General features: G+C 74.4%; 13 protein-coding genes. 5 read left to right on the top strand and 8 right to left on the bottom strand.

Going from position 1 to position 17,255, the window contains the following annotated elements; all coding sequences use genetic code 11:
• Positions 1–43 precede the first annotated feature (43 nt).
• Together IF45_RS0126285 and IF45_RS0126280 are read right to left on the bottom strand one after the other, a co-directional pair.
• Complete coding sequence (locus tag IF45_RS0126285; protein ID WP_008414280.1) at positions 44–787, bottom strand: Clp protease N-terminal domain-containing protein; 744 nt, start codon at positions 785–787, stop codon at positions 44–46.
• Between the two features lie 50 nt (positions 788–837).
• Positions 838–1,521, bottom strand: a complete 684-nt coding sequence (locus IF45_RS0126280) for an HAD family hydrolase (RefSeq protein ID WP_030309919.1) — start codon at positions 1,519–1,521, stop codon at positions 838–840.
• Between the two features lie 161 nt (positions 1,522–1,682).
• On the opposite strand from IF45_RS0126280, the gene IF45_RS0126275 reads away from it, so the two are divergent.
• Complete coding sequence (locus tag IF45_RS0126275) at positions 1,683–1,871, top strand: CsbD family protein (RefSeq protein WP_008414278.1); 189 nt, start codon at positions 1,683–1,685, stop codon at positions 1,869–1,871.
• Positions 1,872–1,952: 81 nt separating this feature from the next.
• Here IF45_RS0126275 and IF45_RS0126270 read toward each other — a convergent pair whose 3' ends face one another.
• Entirely contained in the window at positions 1,953–2,333 is a 381-nt protein-coding gene (locus IF45_RS0126270) for a chorismate mutase (RefSeq protein WP_030309917.1), read from the bottom strand.
• 130 nt (positions 2,334–2,463) lie between these two features.
• Here IF45_RS0126270 and IF45_RS0126265 point away from each other — a divergent pair, with 130 nt between their 5' ends.
• Positions 2,464–3,978 carry an ankyrin and HEAT repeat domain-containing protein gene (locus tag IF45_RS0126265; protein ID WP_030309915.1) on the top strand — a complete coding sequence of 505 codons (1,515 nt, stop codon included), beginning with the start codon at positions 2,464–2,466 and terminating at the stop codon, positions 3,976–3,978.
• Positions 3,979–4,082: 104 nt separating this feature from the next.
• Here the strand turns inward: IF45_RS0126265 and IF45_RS0126260 are convergent, their stop codons facing one another.
• A complete protein-coding gene (locus IF45_RS0126260) occupies positions 4,083–5,801 on the bottom strand; it encodes a DEAD/DEAH box helicase (RefSeq protein WP_015508040.1) in 1,719 nt (572 codons plus the stop codon).
• 94 nt (positions 5,802–5,895) lie between these two features.
• Entirely contained in the window at positions 5,896–6,099 is a 204-nt protein-coding gene (locus IF45_RS0126255; protein WP_003947520.1) for a cold-shock protein, read from the bottom strand.
• Between the two features lie 331 nt (positions 6,100–6,430).
• On the opposite strand from IF45_RS0126255, the gene IF45_RS0126250 reads away from it, so the two are divergent.
• Positions 6,431–7,351: a chitosanase gene (locus IF45_RS0126250; RefSeq protein ID WP_030309913.1), complete on the top strand. Its 921-nt coding sequence runs from the start codon at positions 6,431–6,433 to the stop codon at positions 7,349–7,351.
• Between the two features lie 172 nt (positions 7,352–7,523).
• On the opposite strand, the gene IF45_RS0126245 is transcribed toward IF45_RS0126250, so the two are convergent.
• The 3 genes from IF45_RS0126245 to IF45_RS0126235 form a co-directional block, all read right to left on the bottom strand.
• Positions 7,524–8,984 (bottom strand): glutamate synthase subunit beta, encoded by a 1,461-nt coding sequence (locus tag IF45_RS0126245; protein WP_003947522.1) that lies wholly within the window; start codon positions 8,982–8,984, stop codon positions 7,524–7,526.
• Entirely contained in the window at positions 8,977–13,587 is a 4,611-nt protein-coding gene (gene gltB / locus IF45_RS0126240; RefSeq protein WP_030309911.1) for a glutamate synthase large subunit, read from the bottom strand. Before gltB ends, IF45_RS0126245 begins: the two co-directional genes overlap by 8 nt.
• Before the next feature lie 290 nt (positions 13,588–13,877).
• Positions 13,878–14,609 (bottom strand): VIT1/CCC1 transporter family protein, encoded by a 732-nt coding sequence (locus IF45_RS0126235; protein WP_003947524.1) that lies wholly within the window; start codon positions 14,607–14,609, stop codon positions 13,878–13,880.
• 307 nt (positions 14,610–14,916) lie between these two features.
• On the opposite strand from IF45_RS0126235, the gene IF45_RS0126230 reads away from it, so the two are divergent.
• Positions 14,917–16,062, top strand: a complete 1,146-nt coding sequence (locus IF45_RS0126230; protein ID WP_030309907.1) for an ADP-ribosylglycohydrolase family protein — start codon at positions 14,917–14,919, stop codon at positions 16,060–16,062.
• A complete protein-coding gene (locus tag IF45_RS0126225) occupies positions 16,059–17,252 on the top strand; it encodes an ADP-ribosylglycohydrolase family protein (protein ID WP_030309905.1) in 1,194 nt (397 codons plus the stop codon). Before IF45_RS0126230 ends, IF45_RS0126225 begins: the two co-directional genes overlap by 4 nt.
• Positions 17,253–17,255 lie beyond the last annotated feature (3 nt).

Raw genomic sequence — 17,255 nt, 5'->3', positions numbered from 1 at the left:
CCTCCGGGGGCGTGGGGTGGTGCGGGGTGGGGGTTCCGGGGTGTCAGCCGGGTTCGTCGGTGGGGTTGTTGAGGAGGGCGCTGATGGTGCGGACGATTTCGGTCTCGGCGGCCTCGGGGTCGGCGCCGAGGGTGGTGAGGGGGCCGCCGCCGCTGAGGTTCTCGTGTTCGAGGAGGGCGAGGAGGAGGTGTTCGGTGCCGATGAAGTTGTGGCCGAGGCGCAGGGCGACGCGGAAGGTGAGTTCGAGGGCCTTGCGGGCGGCGGCGTCGTAGGGGATGAGGTCGGGGAGGGTGTCGGCGGGCGGCTGTTCGCCTTCGGCGACGGCGGTGCGCAGCGCGTCGGCGGTGATGCCCTGGCCGGTCAGGAGGTGGGCGGCGACGGAGTCGGGGTCGGCGAGGAGGCCGAGGGCGAGGTGGCCGGGGGCGATGTGGGGCTGGCCCGCGGTGCGGGCGGCTTCCTGGGCGGCGACGACGGCGTTGCGGGCGCGGGGGGTGAAGCGGCTGAAGCCGTCCTTGGGGTCGAGGTCGCCGCTGCCCTTGGGGACGAACCGCTTCTGGGCGGCCTGCTTGGTGACGCCGAGACCGGTGCCGATCTCGGTCCAGGAGGCGCCGGAGCGGCGGGCCTGGTCGACGAAGTGGCCGATGAGGTGGTCGGCGACGTCACCGAGGTGTTCGGCGACGACGACGGCTCCGGAGAGGCGCTCCAGGGGGTCGGTGTGGCTGCTCTTGATGGCGTCGATGAGGTCGTCGAGGCGTACGGACCGGGAGGGTGCGCTGAATTCCGTCATGCGTCAACCTTAAGTTGACGCTCCTGGAATCGTCAACCCTTGGTTGACGATCAAGCCTCCCCGTCGCCCTTCCCCGTCCCGGCGTTGGCGTTGAGGATCAGCCCGGAGAGCTCCAGCAGCCCGCCGATCCGGAAGCCGGGCAGCGCGCGGGCCTCCTCGGACTCCCAGTCGAGCACCGCCCACGGCCCGCGCCGCACCAGCGCGGTACGCAGCCCCGCCTCGGCGGCCGGCCGCACGTCGTACGCCCACCTGTCACCGACGTGCAGGATCTCCCCCGGCGCGAAGGGCAGCGCCCCGGCCAGCCGCCGGAAGAAGGCCGGGTCGGGCTTGGCCACGCCCCACTCCCCCGAGGCCGCGACCAGCTCCGTCTCCTCGGCGAGCAGCCCGCGCAGCACGTCCGCGCCGCGCGCCGTCAGATTGCCCGCGACCCCCACCACCAGCCCGTCGGCCCGGAGCGCCGCGAGCGCGGGCCGGGCGTCGGGGTACAGGTCGGCCTCGGTGTACGTGTCCTCGGGTACGCCCGCCTCGACGCGGGCCGCCCGCTCCGCCGCCGCGTCGAAGCCGGGCCGGAGCACGGCGCACGCCTCGTCGAAGCCGCCCCCGGCGGCGAGGACGGCGCCGAGGACCGCCGAGAAGGTGTGCGGGGAGACGCCCAGCCAGTCGGCCCACGCCGCGTACCGGCGGGTCTCGTCCACCAGGCACTCACCGACGTCGAGGACCACCGCACGGATCATGGGCCGAGCATAGGGGCCTGCGGGCAGGCGGCCGGGAGCCGCGCCCGCACGGCCCGCACCCCCTGCCCCTGGCACCCGGGCGGCCCGTTCCGCCGTGCGGTGCGGGTCGGGCGACCGCACCCTGGAGGTGGAATGTCCCGCTTGACGAGAGGAAGTCCGCCATGGGCGAGTCCGCGATGGACAAGATGAAGGGCAAGGCCAAGGAGGCCGTCGGCAAGGTCACCGGTGACCGCCGCGCCGAGTCCGAGGGCAAGACGGACCAGGCGAAGGGCGACGCCAAGGACGCCGCGGACCAGCTCCGCGAGCGCGCCAAGGGAGTCGGTGACTCCATGAAGCGCGACGACCGCTGACGCCCCTGGCGCACGGACGAGGTGAGGCCGGTCCCCCGCTCGGGGACCGGCCTCACCGCTGTGCCGGGGGTACGGGCGGGGTCAGCCGGCCGCCTGCGACACCCCGGCGGTGCCGGCGCCCTCACCGGTCACCACCTCGTCCGCGATGCGCTCGTGGTGGCGGATGACCTCGGCCACAATGAAATTGAGCAGCTTCTCGGCGAACGCCGGGTCCAGGTGGGCGCTCTCGGCGAGGGCGCGCAGCCGGGCGATCTGCTGGGCCTCGCGGTCCGGGTCGGCCGGGGGCAGCTGGTGCTCGGCCTTGAGGTGGCCGACCTGCTGGGTGCACTTGAACCGCTCGGCGAGCATGTGCACGACGGCGGCGTCGATGTTGTCGATGCTCTCGCGCAGCCGCTGGAGTTCGGCGAGGACAGCCGTGTCGCCCGCTCCGGAGCGGCCCGTTCCGGTGTTGCTGGGGGTCATGGTGGGTCAGCCTACGCGGCCCGCGCCGCCGCCGGAGGGATGCCCGAGGAGTGGGACGGCACCTCACCCGTACCGACCGTGACCAGCTGTTGGCGTTGCGACACCGGCCCGCTGCGGGGATCGTCGCCTTATGGGCGAGACGCACGCGGAACACGGCACGGACCCGGCGAACGCCGCCGCCGAGGAACTCTTCTCGGCGCTGTACGAGGCCGACGAGGACCTGGTGGCCGCGCTGCTCGGCGCCGGGGTGAGCCCCGAGGCCGACGACGGCGGGGGCGGCACGGCGCTGCACAGCGCGGCGGTCGACGGGCGCGCGGCCGTCGTCCGGCTGCTGCTGGCGGCCGGCGCCGACCCGGACCGGCGTACGGCCGAGGGCGAGCTGCCGCTCTGCGGCGCCGCCTGCTGGGGCCGCACGGCGGTGGTACGGGCGCTGCTCGCGGCGGGCGCCGACCCCGGGGGCGCCGACGAGCCGGGGCCCACCGCGCTGGTGTGGGCGGCCCAGGGCGGGCACGCCGGGGCGACGGCGGCGCTGCTGGAGGCGGGCGCCGAGCCGGTGGCCGGGCGGGGGGACCCGCCGCTGGTACGGGCGGCGCGGCAGGGGTCGCTGGAGACGGTCCGGGTGCTGCTGGAGCACGGGGCGGAAGGCCGGGAGGCGGCGCTGGAGGAGGCGCTGCGGTGGTCGGTGGGGCTGGCGGAGCGGCTGCGCGAGGAGCTGGAGGGCGCAGGCGAGAGCGCACAGGCGGCGGGCGAGGTGGAGGTGGTCGTCCGCGAGGTGCGGCGCGGGTCGACGACGCTGCTGGCGGCGGTGGTCCTGCGCGACGGGGACCCGGGCGAGAGCCAGGAGCGGTTCACCTCGCACGCCGCCGTCGCCACGGTGCTGGAGGAGGAGCTGGGGCGCACCCCCTCGTACGAGGAGCTGAGCGCCCGGGCCCTGCGGCGCGGGGAGCCCTGGCACGACGACTGGCGGGAGCCGGTGCGGGTGCTGGGCGCACGTGGCGACGAGGAGACGTACGCGGCGGCGGCCGCGCGGCTCGGGGAGGCGGCGGACTCCCCGGAGGCGCTCTTCGCGGTGGAGGTGCTGGGGCGGCTCGGCGTGGGGCGGCTGACGCCCCGGGTGGTGCCGCTGCTGCGGGAGTTGGCGCGGGAGGCGGTCGACGCGCAGTTGCTGGCGGCGGTGGTCCGGGGTCTGGGCCATCACGGCGATCCCGGGGCGCTGCCGGAGCTGTACGAGGCGGCCGGCCATTCCTCGGCGGAGGTCCGTGAGGCGGCTGGCCGGGCGCTGTTCGGTCTGGTCCCCGCCGACGACGCGCGGGGCGTCGCGGTCCTGGTGGCGCTGTCGGCGGACGCCTGGCCCCGGGTCCGGGAGTGGGCGGTGACCGCGCTGGCCGCCCTGGCCTCGGACACCGGGGAGGTCCATGAGGCGCTGGCGGCCCGGCTGGCCGACGAGGACCCCGCGACGGCCGCCGAGGCGGCGGCGGGCCTGGTCCGCCGGGGCGCGGGCGCGCGGGCCGAGGAGGCGCTGGGCCTGCTCCTGACGACGGAGCCGGAGGGTTCGCCGGTACGGGAGAAGGCGCTGGAGACGGTGGAGCAGCTCACCGACCCTGCGGTACGGCGGCGGCTGGAGGGGGTCCTGCCGCTGGGGTGACGGACCTGCGGGCACAGTGTCCCGGTTCGGGGGCCGTGGCGCGGAACGCCGACGCCGCCCGGGCCAGGAGCCCGGGCGGCGTCGGCGTCACTCCCCCGCTCACATCAGGCGGCTGCCCCGGAGCCGCGGCCGCCACCCCGGGCGCGGCGCGGGCCGCCGCCGGTGCCCCGGGCGGGGGCGGCGCCACGGCCGGTGCCGCCGCCCGCGCGTCCCGCGCCCCCACGGCCGGTGCCGCCGGTGCGGGCGCCGCCGCCGGTCCGGGCCGTGCCCGCGCCGGCCGCGGTGCGGCCGCCGGTGCCGGGCTGGGTGGCGGTGCGGCCGGTGGCGGTGGCCGAGGGGCGGCCGCCGCCGGAGCGGCCACGGCGGGAACGGCCGCCGGACTTGGCCTTGGGCGGGGTGGGCTGCTGCGGGATCTCCACCGTGACGGGCACGCCGGAGGGCTCGCGGGCGCCGGTGAGGCGGGCGAGTTCCTCGTCGCTCGACTTGACCCGGGCGGTCTGCGGCGTGATGCGGGCCGCCGACATCAGCCGGGTCATCTCCCGCTTCTCCTCGGGGAGGACGAGCGTGACGACGCTGCCGGACTCCCCCGCGCGGGCGGTACGGCCGCCGCGGTGCAGATAGTCCTTGTGGTCGGTGGGCGGGTCGACGTTGACGACCAGGTCGAGGTCGTCGACGTGGATGCCGCGGGCCGCCACGTTGGTCGCGACCAGGGCGGTGACCTGGCCGTTCTTGAACTGCTCCAGGGTGCGGTTGCGCTGCGGCTGGGAGCGGCCGCCGTGCAGCGCCGAGGCGCGGACGCCGTTGGCGAGGAGCCGCTTGGCGAACCGGTCGGCGGAGCGCTTGGTGTCCACGAACATGATCACGCGGCCGTCGCGGGCGGCGATGCGCAGGGCGACCGCCTTCTTGTCGGTGTCGTCGGCGACGTAGAGCACGTGGTGCTCCATGGTCGTGACGGCGCCCGCCGAGGGGTCGACGGAGTGCACCACCGGGTCGGAGAGGTAGCCGCGCACCAGCCGGTCGATGTTGCGGTCCAGGGTGGCGGAGAAGAGCATCCGCTGCCCGTCGGGGGCGGTGCGGTCCAGCAAGGCGGTGACCTGCGGCATGAACCCCATGTCGGTCATCTGGTCGGCCTCGTCCAGGACGCTGACGGCCACCTGGTCGAGGCGGCAGTCGCCCCGGTCCAGGAGGTCCTTGAGCCGCCCCGGCGTGGCGACGACGACTTCGGTGCCCCGGCGCAGGGCGCTCGCCTGCTTGTTCAGCGAGAGGCCGCCGACGACGGTGGCCATGCGCAGCCCGAGGGCCTTGGCGTACGGAGTGAGGGCGTCGGTGACCTGCTGGGCCAGTTCGCGGGTCGGGACGAGGACCAGGGCGAGCGGTGCCCCGGCCTCGGCGCGGCGTCCGGCGGTGCGGGCCAGCAGGGCGAGGCCGAAGGCGAGGGTCTTGCCGGAGCCGGTGCGGCCCCGGCCGAGGATGTCGCGGCCGGCCAGCGAGTTGGGGAGCGTCGCGGCCTGGATGGGGAACGGCTCGGCCATGCCCTCGGCGGCCAGCGCGGTGAGCAGCGGCTCGGGCAGCTCCAGCTCGGCGAAGGCGGCGACGGCCGGCAGGGCCGGGGTGCGCGTCTCGGGGAGGGCGAAGTCGCCGCCCTGCGGGGCTGCGGGGGTGCGGGAGGTGGTGGGGCGCCCGGTCCGTCGGCCCCCTCGGGAGCGTCCGGGGCGGCTGCCGCCGGAGTCCTGGCCGGGGCGGCGGCCGGTGCGGGCCTGGGGGTTCCCCTGGGCCGCGCGGTTCCCCGCTGCCTGGCGGTCGGGGCGTTCGGATCGAGTCATGGGGCGGTCTCTGCCTTCCTGGGGACAGCACAAACCGGGGCCCGCACCGAGCGTGGTGCGGGCCCCGGTCAGGAGGTACGCGTCGGGGCTGGAATCAGCCGGCGACGATGTTCTCCGCCTGCAGGCCCTTCTGGCCCTGCGTGACGTCGAAGGTGACCTTCTGGCCTTCCAGGAGCTCACGGAAGCCCCGGCCGGCGATGTTGGAGTAGTGGGCGAAGACGTCGGGGCCGCCGCCGTCCTGCTCGATGAAGCCGAAGCCCTTTTCGGCGTTGAACCACTTCACGGTTCCGGTGGCCATATGCACTCCCTGGGGTGTTGAGGGGCCGGTATTCCTTCCGCGGGTCCGCGGGAAGAAGTGTCACAAAAGAGCCCCACACCGGAGAGCCGGCAAGGCCGGAGGGCCGGGAAACAATAATGCGCCTGAGCGAGTTCTCGTCAGGCGCACATAAAGATCATGGGTACCACAACTGCAACGTCTCTCAGCCTAACACGGTCACCTCCGCTCGCGGAGGAGCGCCGCGAGCGGGGCGGGAGGCCGTGAGCAGGCCCGGGAGGGGGGCGCGTACCGGATCGGTCAAGATCACCCGGGGCGGCCGGAGGGGCGGGTGAAGGTCCGTACGCTTGGGCGAATGAAGCGTGTTGGTTGTGTGCTGCTGGCCCTCGCCCCGCTGGCGACGGCGGCCGTCTTCCTCCTCGGTCCGGACCCCGAGGCGGACCGGGTACCCGGCGAGTCGGGCCCCTCGTCCTCGGCCGCCGCGGACGGTGCGGCGGAGAGCGGCCGGGACGGCGGCCCGGACGACGCCGACCGGGAGACCGAGGAGCGCATCGCGAAGATGCCCGCCGGTCTCGCCGCGCCCGGGAAGAAGGAGCTGGCGCTCCAGCTGGCGGCGAGCGCCGACAACTCGACGCTGAAGTGGCGCACCCTCTACGGCTACATCGAGGACCTTCAGGACGGGCGCGGCTACACGGCCGGCATCGCCGGTTTCTGCACCGGCACCCACGACCTGCTGGGCCTGGTCGAGCGGTACAGCGAGGCCCACCCGGACAACGGCCTGGCCGCGTACCTGCCGGCGCTGCGCGAGGTGGACGGCTCGGACTCCCTGGAGGGGCTGGAGGGCTTCCCCGAGGCGTGGGAGGCCGAGGCGGAGGTCCCGGCGTTCCGCAAGGCGCAGGAGCGGGAGCGGGACGAGCGGTACTTCGACCCGGCGGTGCGGATGGCGAAGATCGACGGCCTGGGCACGCTCGGCCAGTTCGTCTACTACGACGCGATGCTGCTGCACGGCCCCGGCAAGGGCGCCGACAGCTTCTACGGCATCCGCGCGGCCGCGCTGGAGAAGGCGGAGACGAAGGCGGCGGGCGGCGACGAGCGGGCGTACCTGGAGGCGTTCCTCGACGCGCGGCGGGCGGTGATCCGGGAGGGGAAGCGGTTCCAGCGGGACACCTCGCGCGTCGACTCCGCGCAGCGGGTCTTCCTGCGGAACGGCAACCTCTCCCTGTCGACGCCGCTGACCTGGGAGATCTACGGGGAGCGCTTCCACCTTCCCGGGTGAGACGCGAAAGCGCGGCGCCCGCCAGGTGTCCGGTCGGGGACGGGCGGGCGCCGCGTTCAGATCCGCACGCCTTTGTACGGAACAGGTGGGGGCACCGCGAGGGGTGCCTGGGGGAGGCTATCCGGCCCCCGTCGCCGGGGTGGCGGCGGGGGCCGGTCCGCGCTCGGGCCGGTCAGACGGTCAGCGACCGGTCGGTCGGGCGGATCGGGGCGTGCAGGGAGCTGGCGCCGGTGAGGAAGCGGTCCACGCCGCGGGCGGCGGAGCGGCCCTCGGCGATGGCCCAGACGATCAGCGACTGGCCACGGCCGGCGTCGCCGGCGACGAAAACGCCGGGGACGTTGGTCTCGTAGTGGTCGTCCCGGGCGATGTTGCCGCGGGCGTCCAGCTCCAGGCCGAACTGGGAGACGAGGCCGTTCTCCTGGTCGGTGCCGGTGAAGCCCATGGCGAGGGTGACCAGCTGGGCCGGGATCTTCCGCTCGGTGCCGGGCTTCTGTTCCAGCTTGCCGTCCTTGAACTCGACCTCGGCGAGGTGGAGCCACTGGACGTTGCCCTCCTCGTCGCCCTCGAAGTGGGTGGTGGAGACGGAGTAGACCCGCTCGCCGCCCTCCTCGTGGGCCGAGGTGACCTTGTAGAGCATGGGGAAGGTCGGCCAGGGCTGGCCCGGGTTCCGCTCCTCGCCCGGGCGGGGCATGATCTCCAGCTGGGTGACGGAGGCCGCGCCCTGGCGGTGGGCGGTGCCCACGCAGTCGGCGCCGGTGTCGCCGCCGCCGATGACGACGACGTGCTTGCCCTCGGCGGTGATCGGCGGGGTGACGTAGTCGCCCTCCTGCACCTTGTTGGAGAGCGGCAGGTACTCCATCGCCTGGTGGATGCCGTTCAGCTCGCGGCCGGGGACGGGCAGGTCGCGGGCGGTGGTGGCGCCGGCGGCGACGACCACCGCGTCGTAGCGGCGGCGCAGGGCGTCGGCGGGCAGGTCGCGGCCGATCTCCACGCCGGTGCGGAACTTGGTGCCCTCCGCGCGCATCTGCTCTATGCGGCGGTTGATGTGCCGCTTCTCCATCTTGAACTCGGGGATGCCGTACCGCAGGAGTCCGCCGACCCGGTCGGCGCGCTCGTAGACGGCGACGGTGTGCCCGGCGCGGGTGAGCTGCTGGGCGGCGGCGAGTCCGGCCGGGCCGGAGCCGATCACGGCGACGGTCTTGCCGGAGAGCCGCTCGGGGGCCTGCGGGAGGACGTTGCCGGTCTCCCACGCCTTGTCGATGATCGAGACTTCGACGTTCTTGATGGTGACGGCCGGCTGGTTGATGCCGAGCACGCACGCCGACTCGCAGGGGGCGGGGCAGAGGCGGCCGGTGAACTCCGGGAAGTTGTTGGTCGCGTGCAGCCGCTCGCCGGCGGCCTGCCAGTCCTCGCGGTAGGCGTAGTCGTTCCACTCGGGGATGAGGTTCCCGAGCGGGCAGCCGTTGTGGCAGAACGGGATGCCGCAGTCCATGCACCTGGACGCCTGCTTGGAGATGATCGGCAGCAGGGAGCCGGGGACGTAGACCTCCTTGAAGTCGCGGACCCGCTCCTCGACGGGACGGGACTGCGCGACCTCGCGGCCGGTGGTGAGAAAGCCCTTCGGGTCAGCCATGGGTCGCCGCCTCCATCATCTTCTCGGTGGTCTCGGTCTCGGTCAGACCGGCCAGCTCGGCGGCGTCCTTGGCGGCGAGCACTGCCTTGTACGTGGTCGGGATGATCTTGCTGAAGCGGGTCAGCGCGTTCTCCCAGTCGGCGAGGAGCTTCCCGGCGACGGTGGAGCCGGTCTCCTCCTGGTGGCGGCGCACCACGTCGTGCAGCCACTGGCGGTCGGTGTCGTCCAGCCCCTCGACGGCCGCGGCGTTGCCCGCGTTGACCCGGTCGGGGTCGAGGTCGATGACGTAGGCGATACCGCCGGACATGCCGGCCGCGAAGTTGCGGCCGGTCTCGCCGAGGACCACGGCGTGGCCGCCGGTCATGTACTCGCAGCCGTGGTCGCCGACGCCCTCGGAGACGACGGTGGCGCCGGAGTTGCGGACGCAGAACCGCTCGCCGGTCCGGCCGCGCAGGTAGATCTCGCCGCCGGTGGCGCCGTAGCCGATGGTGTTACCGGCGATGGTCGAGTACTCGGCGAGGTGGTCGGCGGCGCGGTCGGGGCGGACCACGATGCGGCCGCCGGAGAGGCCCTTGCCGACGTAGTCGTTGGCATCGCCCTCCAGGCGCAGGGTGACGCCGCGCGGGACGAAGGCGCCGAAGGACTGGCCGGCGGAGCCGGTGAAGGTGAGGTCGATGGTGTCGTCGGGCAGGCCGGCGCCGCCGAACTTCTTCGTCACCTCGTGGCCGAGCATGGTGCCGACGGTGCGGTTGATGTTGCGGATGGCGACCTGGGCGCGGACCGGCTGGGCGTCCTCGGCGGTGTGCGCGGCGAGGGCGTCGGCGGCGAGCTTGATCAGCTCGTTGTCGAGCGCCTTCTCCAGGCCGTGGTCCTGGGTGGTGATCTGGTGGCGGACGGCGCCTTCGGGCAGGTCGGGGACGTGGAAGAGCGGCTCCAGGTCCAGGCCCTCGGCCTTCCAGTGGGCGACGGCCCGCTCGGTGTCGAGGAGTTCGGCGTGGCCGACGGCCTCCTCGATGGAGCGGAAGCCCAGTTCGGCGAGGAGTTCGCGGACCTCTTCGGCGATGAACTCGAAGAAGTTGACGATGAACTCGGCCTTGCCGGAGAACCGCTCGCGCAGCACCGGGTTCTGGGTGGCGATGCCGACCGGGCAGGTGTCCAGGTGGCAGACGCGCATCATGACGCAGCCGGAGACGACCAGCGGCGCGGTGGCGAAGCCGAACTCCTCGGCGCCCAGCAGGGCGGCGACGACCACGTCGCGGCCGGTCTTGAGCTGGCCGTCGGTCTGCACGACGATGCGGTCGCGCAGGCCGTTGAGGAGCAGCGTCTGCTGGGTCTCGGCCAGGCCCAGCTCCCAGGGACCGCCCGCGTGCTTGAGGGAGGTCAGCGGGGAGGCGCCGGTGCCGCCGTCGTGGCCGGAGACCAGCACGACGTCGGCGTGGGCCTTGGAGACACCGGCGGCGACGGTGCCGACGCCGACCTCGGAGACCAGCTTCACGTGGATGCGGGCCTGCGGGTTGGCGTTCTTCAGGTCGTGGATCAGCTGGGCGAGATCCTCGATGGAGTAGATGTCGTGGTGCGGGGGCGGCGAGATGAGGCCGACGCCGGGCGTGGAGTGCCGGGTCTTGGCGACCCACGGGTAGACCTTGTGGCCGGGGAGCTGGCCGCCCTCGCCGGGCTTGGCGCCCTGGGCCATCTTGATCTGGATGTCGTCGGCGTTGACCAGGTACTCGCTGGTGACGCCGAAGCGGCCGGAGGCGACCTGCTTGATGGCGGAGCGGCGGGCGGGGTCGTAGAGCCGCTCGGCGTCCTCGCCGCCCTCACCGGTGTTGGACTTGCCGCCCAGCTGGTTCATGGCGATGGCGAGGGTCTCGTGCGCCTCCTGGGAGATGGAGCCGTACGACATGGCGCCGGTGGAGAAGCGCTTGACGATCTCGGAGACCGGCTCGACCTCCTCGACGGGGACCGAGGGTCGGTCGCTCGTGATGCCGAAGAGCCCGCGGAGCGTCATGAGCCGCTCGGACTGCTCGTTCACCCGGCCGGTGTACTGCTTGAAGATGTCGTAGCGCCGGTTGCGGGTGGCGTGCTGGAGGCGGAAGACGGTGTCCGGGTCGAAGAGGTGCGGCTCGCCCTCGCGGCGCCACTGGTACTCGCCGCCGATCTCCAGCGCGCGGTGGGCGCGGGCGATGCCGGTGGCCGGGTAGGCCTTGGCGTGGCGGGCGGCGACCTCGCGGGCGACGACGTCGATGCCGACGCCGCCGATCTTGGAGGTGGTGCCGGAGAAGTAGGTGCGGACGAAGTCGTCCTTGAGGCCGACCGCTTCGAAGACCTGGGCGCCGCGGTAGGAGGCGACGGTGGAGATGCCCATCTTCGACATGACCTTCAGCACGCCCTTGCCCAGGGCGTGGATGAGGTTGCGGATGGCGGTCTCGGCCTCGATGCCGGGCAGGAAGGTGCCGGCCCGGACGAGGTCCTCGACGGACTCCATGGCGAGGTAGGGGTTGACCGCGGCGGCGCCGTAGCCGATGAGCAGCGCGACGTGGTGGACCTCGCGGACGTCCCCGGCCTCGACGAGCAGCCCGACCTGGGTGCGCTGCTTGGTGCCGATGAGGTGGTGGTGGACGGCGGCGGTGAGCAGCAGCGAGGGGATCGGCGCGTGCTCGGCGTCGGAGTGCCGGTCGGAGAGGACGATGAGGCGGGCGCCGGCCTCGATGGCGGCGTCGGCCTCGGCGCGGATCTCCTCGATGCGCTCGGCGAGGGCCTCGCCGCCGCCGGAGACGCGGTAGAGCCCGGAGAGGGTGACGGCCTTCATGCCGGGCATGTCGCCGTCGGCGTTGATGTGGACGAGCTTGGCCAGCTCGTCGTTGTCGATGACCGGGAACGGCAGGGTGACGGAGCGACAGGAGGCCGCGGTGGGCTCCAGCAGGTTGCCCTGCGGGCCGAGCGTCGAGTACAGCGAGGTGACCAGCTCTTCGCGGATGGCGTCCAGCGGCGGGTTGGTGACCTGCGCGAACAGCTGGGTGAAGTAGTCGAAGAGCAGCCGGGGGCGCTTGGAGAGCGCGGCGATGGGCGTGTCGGTGCCCATGGAGCCGATCGGCTCGGCGCCGGCCTTGGCCATCGGCGCGAGGATGACGCGCAGCTCCTCCTCGGTGTACCCGAAGGTCTGCTGGCGGCGGGTGACCGAGGCGTGGGTGTGGACGATGTGCTCGCGCTCGGGCAGGTCGTGCAGCTCGATGGTGCCGGTCTCGAGCCACTCCTCGTAGGGCTGCTCGGTGGCGAGCGTGCCCTTGATCTCGTCGTCCTCGATGATGCGGTGCTCGGCGGTGTCGACGAGGAACATGCGGCCGGGCTGGAGGCGGCCCTTGCGGACGACCTTGGCGGGGTCGATGTCGAGGACGCCGACCTCGGAGCCGAGGACGACGAGTCCGTCGTCGGTGACCCAGTAGCGGCCGGGGCGCAGGCCGTTGCGGTCGAGGACCGCGCCGACCTGGGTGCCGTCGGTGAAGGTGACGCAGGCCGGGCCGTCCCAGGGCTCCATCATCGCCGCGTGGTACTGGTAGAACGCCCGCCGGGAGGCGTCCATGGAGGCGTGGTTCTCCCAGGCCTCGGGGATCATCATGAGCACGCTGTGCGGGAGCGAGCGGCCGCCGAGGTGGAGGAGTTCGAGGACCTCGTCGAAGGAGGCGGAGTCGGAGGCGTCCGGGGTGCAGACGGGGAAGACCCGGGAGAGGTCCTTGTCGCCGCCGCCGAAGAGTTCCGAGGCGAGCTGGGACTCGCGGGCGCGCATCCAGTTGCGGTTGCCCTTGACCGTGTTGATCTCGCCGTTGTGGGCGACGAAGCGGTACGGGTGGGCGAGCGGCCAGCTCGGGAAGGTGTTGGTGGAGAACCGCGAGTGGACCAGGGCGATGGCGCTGGCGAAGCGGCGGTCGGAGAGGTCCGGGAAGAACGGCTCCAGCTGGCCGGTGGTCAGCATGCCCTTGTAGACGAGGGTCCGCGAGGAGAGCGAGGGGAAGTAGACGCCGGCCTCGCGCTCGGCGCGCTTGCGCAGCACGAAGGCGAGGCGGTCCAGCGCGATGCCGGTGGCGTTCTCGGCGGCGACGAAGAGCTGCCGGAAGGCGGGCATGGTGGCGCGGGCGGTGGCGCCGAGCAGGGCGGGGGCGACGGGGACCTCGCGCCAGCCGAGGACGGTCAGGCCCTCCTCGGCGGCGAGGGCGTCGATGCGGGCCGCGGCCTCCTCGGTGCCGGCCTCGGGGAGGAAGGCGATGCCGACGGCGTAGGCGCCGGCCTCGGGGAGGTCGAAGCCGGCGGTCTCGCGGAGGAAGGCGTCGGGGACCTGGGTGAGGATGCCCGCGCCGTCGCCGGAGTCGGGCTCGGAGCCGGTGGCGCCGCGGTGTTCCAGGTTCCGCAGAACGGTGAGTGCCTGGTCGACCAGCGTGTGGCTCGGCTCACCGGTGAGCGTGGCCACGAAGCCGACGCCGCAGGCGTCGTGCTCGTTGCGCGGGTCGTAGAGGCCCTGCTGGGCAGGGCGAGCGTCCATGTGGGACCAGGCGGACTCGGTGGTGGCCGAGTTCACGGAAGCCTGGGACGGCTGGCGCGGCGTACGCATCGGCTCTCCCGTCGTCGTCAGTGGCATATGCAAGGTGCCGAGGGACGACGTTGGCCCTCTGCGAAATTTCCAGCAAGTTACATGATGAAGCGCATCTCGGTAAACGGATAACACGTTCCAGCATGCGGGACGCCGGGGGTGGGCGTCCGGGGAGGGACCCGCGCGGCGGTGCGACGCCTCGGTCCGGCTGCGAGGGGCTTCGTTGCCCGCGGCGCGTACGGCTCATGCCCCGTCGTCAAACAATTGAAACCGCCGGGTAACGAAATATTATGCGGTCCCCTGCATAGCCATCATCCTAGGCTCGCGCCGAAAAGGCTGCCAAGGAGGTACGTCACACCGGCGGCGGCACCGCCCAGGGCCAACTGCCGCAACCCGCTGAACCACCAGCTGCGCGCCGTCACCCGCGCCACCAACGCCCCGCAGCCGAACAGCCCGGCCAGCGCGAGGGCCACCGACGGCCACAGCGCGTGCGCGCCCAGCAGGTAGGGCAGGACCGGCAGCAGCGCGCCGACCGCGAACGCCCCGAACGAGGAGACGGCGGCCACCACCGGCGAGGGCAGGTCGCCCGGGTCGACGCCCAGCTCCTCACGGGCGTGTATCTCCAGCGCCTGCTCGGGGTCGGCCGACAGCTGCCGCGCCACCTCGCGGGCGAGCTTCGGCTCGACGCCGCGCGAGACGTACAGCTCGGCCAGTTCCGCCTCCTCGTCGCGGGGGTGCCTGCGCAGCTCACGGCGTTCCACCGCCACCTCCGCCTGGACCAGCTCCCGCTGGGAGGCGACCGAGGTGTACTCCCCCGCGGCCATCGAGAAGGCGCCCGCCGCGAGCCCCGCGAGGCCGGTCAGCACGATCGTCTGCTGCGCCACCGAGCCGCCCGCGACCCCGGTGATCAGCGCGAGGTTGGAGACCAGGCCGTCCATCGCGCCGAACACCGCGGGACGCAGCCAGCCGCCGTTGACGTCGCGGTGGGTGTGGTTGTCCCGGTGCGCCCCGTGGAGCGGTGCCTCGTTGTCGATGAACGCCACTGCCGTGAGCCCCTCTCTCGCCGGCCGGACGCGCTGTTCGCGACCCGGCCCTCACGGGTGCGAAAGTACGCCCCCAAACCGGCCGCTGCCAGCAAGGAAGGCCGTACTTACCTGCGCTTTCGCACGCTCGGCGAGCAGCCGGTGACCGGCCGTACGCACCCCTGGGAGGGTGTCGAAGGAGTGACAAAACGGTCTCCGGCGCGGCAGTCGGACCGCCCGCGTGGCAGACATCGCCCGAAGGCCACGAAGCCCGCGTTCCGCGCGCCCGCTCCCCGAGTCCGCGCGGCCCGTCCGAGAGAGGCCCGCGATGGCACCGACCCGCCCGACCCTCCCGCTCCCCGCCGCCCTGCGCGCACGCGGCCGGGGCGCCCTGCTCGGACTCGCCGTCGGCGACGCGCTGGGCGCCCCCGCCGAGAACCTCAAGCCCTCCGAGATCCGCCGCCGCTGGGGCCGCATCACCGGGTACGTCGCCGAGCACCCGGCCGGGACCGACGACACCGAGTACGCGATCTTCTCCGGGCTGCTGCTGGCCCGGTACGGCTCGGGGCTGACCACCGCCCGGGTGGAGGCGGCCTGGCACCGGTGGATCGCCGACCTGGACGAGGGCCCGTTCCGGGGCGCCGGGTTCAGCGAGCGGGGCACGCTGGAGAACCTGCGGCGCGGCCTGACCGCCCCGATCACCGCCCAGCACCGGCACGCCTGGAGCGACGGGCTGGCGATGCGCGCCGCCCCGTTCGGCGTCTTCGCGGCGGGCCGCCCCGAGGAGGCGGCCCGGCTGGTCGCGGTCGACGGCACCGTCAGCCACGACGGGGAGGGCATCTACGGCGGCCAGGCCGTCGCCGCCGGGGTCGCCGCGGCGATGGGCGGCACGCACACCGACGGCGTGGTCGACGCCGCCCTGTCGGTGATCCCCGCCGACTCCTGGACCGCGCGCTCCCTGAGGCGGGCGGTGGCCGCGGCCGACCGGGGCGAGAAAGCGGTCCGCTCGGCCGTCGTCATCGGCGGCTACCCGTGGACCGACCTCGCCCCCGAGGCGGTCGGCCTCGCCTTCGGGGCGCTGGCCGCCGCCCGCGGGGTCTTCCCGGCCGCCGTGCTGACCGCCGTCAACATGGGCCGCGACGCCGACACCACCGCCGCCGTCGCGGGGGCCCTCGCCGGGGCGCTGGGCGGGGAGGGCGCGGTGCCCGCCGAGTGGGCGGCGCGGATCGGCCCGGTACGCGGCTCCTGCCTGCCGTCCATGGCGGGCCTGCACGTCCTGGACGTCGCCGACCTGCTCACCCCGGACCCGGAGGAACCGGCCCGCCACTCCCCCGCCGGGTACTGCCCCGACCTGCCCGAGGAGGCCCCGGCCGGGCGGGCCGGGGCGGCGCTGCGGCGGCTCGGCGCGAGCGGCCCGCCGGAGTGCGCCGTGGACACCCCCGCCGGCCTCGACGCGGCCGGAGCCCGCCGGTGAGCCCGCTGGAGGGGCCCGTCCCCGTCTCCGGCGAGCCCTCGGCGACCGCCACCGTTCCCTCGGCGACCCTGCTCCCCGCCGCCCCGGAGCTGGCCGCCCGCGCCGAGGCGATGCTGCTGGGGCTGGCGGCCGGGGACGCGGCGGGGTGGCCCGCCGCCCGGCACCGGGCGGCCCGGATGCCGCGCTGGACCCGGCGGCTCACCCGGGAGCTGGACACCTTCGCCGAGGAGAACGCGACCACCACCCTGCCGGTGCCGATCGCCCTCAACCAGCCGCCCGAACCGCTCCGGCTCGGCCCCTCCGACGACGCCGAGTGGGCCGCGTTCACCGCCCTGACCCTGGTGGCCGGGTGGGGGGCGCCCGGCGGGGTGCGGGCCGCCGTCGACGCCGCCTGGCGCCGGCTCGCCGCCGAGGTGGCCGAGGCGTCCGCCGAGGCCCCCGAGGTCGAGTCGGCGGTGCTGCCGCTGCGGGCCCGCATCTCGGTCCGGGCCGGGCTCGGCAACCTCGCGGCGGGGCTCGGGCCGCCCGCCACCGGCCACGACAACCCGCACTACTTCGACGACGCCGCCTGCGTGCGGGCCTGTGTCCTCGCCCTGGCCCATCCGGGTGATCCGGCGGCCGCCGCCGGTCTCGCCGAGTTCGACGCCCGTTACACCCAGGACGGCGACGGCGTGCACGGCGCGCGGGCGATGGCGGCGGCCCTGGCGGGCGCCCTCGCCGGAGCCGGCCCCGAGGAGGCGGCCCGGCTCGCCCTCGCCCAGCTGCCCGCCGCCACCGAGATCGGCCGCAACGCCCGCCAGGCCCTGCACCTCGCCGAGCGGGCCCGGGACGACGGCGGCGCCTTCGGCCTCGTCCCGCTGCTGGAGCACCGGATCGTCGACCACGTCTACAGCTACGGCATCGCCGCCGCCGAGACGGTGCCGGTGGCGCTCGCCCTCGCGGTGGCGGCCGGCGGCTCGCCCGCCGGGGCGGTACCCGCGGCGGCCTGCCTCTCCCGGGTGGCCGACTCGGCGCCCGCCCTGACCGGCGCGCTGACCGGGGCGCTCCGTGGCCCGGCGGCCGTGCCCGAGAGCTGGCGGCAGGCGTGCCGGACGCTGTCGGGGTGCGCGCTGCCGTGGCTGGCCGGCACCGACCTGGTGGAACTCGCCGGGCGGCTCGTGCCGGGGGACGGGGGCACCCCGGGGGGATGATTC

This window comes from Streptomyces albidoflavus (genome assembly GCF_000719955.1).
Classification (GTDB): Bacteria; Actinomycetota; Actinomycetes; order Streptomycetales; family Streptomycetaceae; genus Streptomyces; species Streptomyces albidoflavus.
This window is presented reverse-complemented; position numbering and strand designations above follow the sequence as displayed.

What these genes read in the sequence shown, in the direction of transcription:
- IF45_RS0126285 (WP_008414280.1), bottom strand. Translation starts at nt 787, where the DNA reads ATGACGGAATTCAGCGCACCCTCCCGGTCCGTACGCCTCGACGACCTC.
- IF45_RS0126280 (WP_030309919.1), bottom strand. Translation starts at nt 1,521, where the DNA reads ATGATCCGTGCGGTGGTCCTCGACGTCGGTGAGTGCCTGGTGGACGAG.
- IF45_RS0126275 (WP_008414278.1), top strand. Translation starts at nt 1,683, where the DNA reads ATGGGCGAGTCCGCGATGGACAAGATGAAGGGCAAGGCCAAGGAGGCC.
- IF45_RS0126270 (WP_030309917.1), bottom strand. Translation starts at nt 2,333, where the DNA reads ATGACCCCCAGCAACACCGGAACGGGCCGCTCCGGAGCGGGCGACACG.
- IF45_RS0126265 (WP_030309915.1), top strand. Translation starts at nt 2,464, where the DNA reads ATGGGCGAGACGCACGCGGAACACGGCACGGACCCGGCGAACGCCGCC.
- IF45_RS0126260 (WP_015508040.1), bottom strand. Translation starts at nt 5,801, where the DNA reads ATGACTCGATCCGAACGCCCCGACCGCCAGGCAGCGGGGAACCGCGCG.
- IF45_RS0126255 (WP_003947520.1), bottom strand. Translation starts at nt 6,099, where the DNA reads ATGGCCACCGGAACCGTGAAGTGGTTCAACGCCGAAAAGGGCTTCGGC.
- IF45_RS0126250 (WP_030309913.1), top strand. Translation starts at nt 6,431, where the DNA reads ATGAAGCGTGTTGGTTGTGTGCTGCTGGCCCTCGCCCCGCTGGCGACG.
- IF45_RS0126245 (WP_003947522.1), bottom strand. Translation starts at nt 8,984, where the DNA reads ATGGCTGACCCGAAGGGCTTTCTCACCACCGGCCGCGAGGTCGCGCAG.
- gltB (WP_030309911.1), bottom strand. Translation starts at nt 13,587, where the DNA reads ATGCGTACGCCGCGCCAGCCGTCCCAGGCTTCCGTGAACTCGGCCACC.
- IF45_RS0126230 (WP_030309907.1), top strand. Translation starts at nt 14,917, where the DNA reads ATGGCACCGACCCGCCCGACCCTCCCGCTCCCCGCCGCCCTGCGCGCA.